Origin of the sequence: Nocardiopsis sp. SBT366, assembly GCF_001083815.1 — a bacterium.
In the GTDB taxonomy this organism is placed as follows: Bacteria; Actinomycetota; Actinomycetes; order Streptosporangiales; family Streptosporangiaceae; genus Nocardiopsis; species Nocardiopsis prasina.
The window spans coordinates 1-2,606 of the sequence record NZ_LAVM01000158.1; the positions used below are offsets into that span (position 1 = coordinate 1).

The 2,606-nt window shown below is 71.3% G+C and carries 1 protein-coding gene; it reads left to right on the forward strand.

From position 1 onward, the window contains the following. The first annotated feature begins 664 nt into the window (after positions 1-664). Positions 665-2,569, forward strand: a complete 1,905-nt coding sequence (locus ADX84_RS24945) for a glycosyltransferase (RefSeq protein WP_049579915.1) — start codon at positions 665-667, stop codon at positions 2,567-2,569. Positions 2,570-2,606: the final 37 nt, after the last annotated feature.

A 2,606-nucleotide genomic window follows, 5' to 3' on the forward strand; every position in this document is an offset into this window, starting at 1 on the left:
GGACCCGGGGGTGGAGGTGGGTGAAGGTGACCTGGGTCTGCCGGGCGGCCGGAGTCGGCTGACGGAGGAAGGTCCCCTTCGGACTGAGCCCCTCCACCTGCACGTTCTAGGCCCCCGCCAGGTCGTCTGAGCAGCTGAGCGGCTGAGCGGCTGAGCGGCTGAGCGACTGAACGGCTGAACGGCTGAACGGCTGACGGAGGAGGCTCCCCTGCGGACTGGAGCACTCCACCCACCCGCTTCGATCCCCCGCCAGGGCTGAGCCCCCACCGGTTGAGACTCGGCCGGGAGGAACTCCCACCAGGTGAGTTGGCGGCTCGATGGTCGGTGGTCGGGGGTGGCTCCTTTGACCGGTGGGTCGGTGGGTCGGAGGTGACTCCGTGGGTCAGTGGGTCGGTGGGGTCGGTGGGCCAGTGGTGAGTCCTGTGGCTCGGTGGGTCGGTAGTAAAGCCGGAGGCCGGTGGGGCCGGTGGGTCGGTGATCAGCGGCCCAGGCAGATCCGGTTTCGGCCGCTTCGCGCTGCTCTGTCACCGACGCTCCCCCGAACTGGGGTTCCTTCGCCACGACGCACCTCTGGGTGACCCTTGGTGGCACCCGCCGCCACCGGTCGTCCCCCACCGGATCCGCGCGGGAGGAAGTTATCCCCTATGCGGAACGTGGTCGCGTCATGAGTCTCAGTTCGATTTCCCGCACGCAGGTCGTGTCGGTCGCCGTCGTGGCGGTCACCGCGGCCGTCGCCTTCAGCCCACCCAGGCTGGCCCTGGCCCTGGTCTTCGCGGGGCTCGCCGTCCTCGCGCTGGGTGTGGTCTTCGCCGTGGACCGAGAACGCAGAACCCTCGCCGAGAAGATGGAGGAGGTGCGCGTGCAGCTCGATGAGATGGCACGCGACCGCCACGACGACGTCAGCCTGGCCCGTGACCGGGACGTGCGGGTGCGCCAGACCATCCAGGAGGCCGCCGACGCCTGTGCGGACCGGACCGTGGAGGGCTGGGCCCGGTACGAGCGACAGCAGGCCAGGCTGGCCGCGACCCGCGACCAGGCGTTGGGGTCGGTCGGGAGTCCGGACGGACGCTCGGGTGAGGATTCGATCGGACGTTCGGGTGCGCACCCGGCCGGACACTCGGGTGAGGGAACGGAACCGGACGCGGCGCGAACGACTCCGGCCGAGCGGAGCCTGGCCACCGCGCAGGACCTGCTCTGGAACGGCTACAGCTCCCTGGGGCTGGCACGGCTGCGCGGACTGGGCGCGGACTCCGAGGCCAGCCCGGCCGTACGCGCCGAGGCCCACAAGACGCTGTCCAACTGGCACCGCGCGACGGGCCAACCCGAGAGCGCCCGCGACCACGCTCACCTGGCCGATCTCTCCGCCCCGCGCGCGGCCCGGGGATCGTCCGGCGTTCCCTCGCTGCTGACGGCGCGCATCCGGGCGCCGCGTGCGGCCCGGCACTTCGACGTGGTGCTGATGTCGGACTTCCGTCTGCCCGGCGGCAGCACCGGCAGCAATCTCCAGGAGATCACCGCGCAGCGTGACGCGGGGCTGACCACCGGCCTGATCCACCACCCGGTACTACGCGCCGACCAGTCCCGTGGTGTCAACCCCAAGATCCTGGCCGCTGTCGACAACGACCGGGTCCGCTTCGTCGCCCCGGACGAACGCGTCACCTGCGACCTGTTGGTGGTCCGTTTCCCACTGATCGGGCAGCGACCGATGGACGTCCTGCCGACGGTGGAGGCGGCGCGACGGATCGTGGTCCTCAACCAGACCCCGAACCGCCGGTACGGGGTGGAGGGGTCCGGGCAGGAGGGTGAGGCCCCGAACGAGGCGTGGAACGTCGCGCGCTGCGTGAAGGGGTTCACGAGCATGCTCGGCGAGCACAGCTGGCACCCGATCAGCCCGCGAGTGCGCGAAGCGATGGTGCTGCACCACTCCTCGGAGATGGCGGGGGTTCCGCTGGCGGACGAGGACTGGACCAACGTCATCGACGTCGACGCGTGGCGGCGGGGAGGGCGCCGGAACCCGGACGGTCGGGTGCTGCTCGGCCGCCATTCACGGGACGACCGGGACAAGTGGCCGGAGGACCCGGCGGCACTGGCCGCCGCCTACCCGGCGCTGCCCGGCTGGGAGACGCACGTGCTGGGCGGCACGAGGTTCGCCGAACACACGTTGGGCGAACTGCCCCCGCACTGGACCACGCACCCGTTCGACTCCGTGAGCGCCCGCGAGTTCCTGAACGAACTGGACGCGTACGTGTACTTCACGGGTCAGGGGCACCTGGAGCCGTTCGGTAGGGCGCCGTTGGAGGCGATCGCGGTCGGTCTGCCGACGCTGCTCCCGCCCTCCTTCGCCCCGGTGTTCGGGGACGCCGCTCTCTACACGGAGCCGGAGGGGGTCCGGGCGGAGATCGAGGCGCTGATGGGCGACGAGGAACGGTACGCCCGGCAGGTGCGGATCGGTCACGAGGTGCTGCGTGAGCGGTTCAGCCACCAGGCGCACCTGCGCAGGCTGTTCGAGCTGGGGGTGCGGGTTCCGGCGGAGGTCCTGGAGGCTCCGAGCCCGCTGCTGGTCCCCTGATCAGTCGACCCTGTCTCGGGGGTGGGTGGGTGACCGG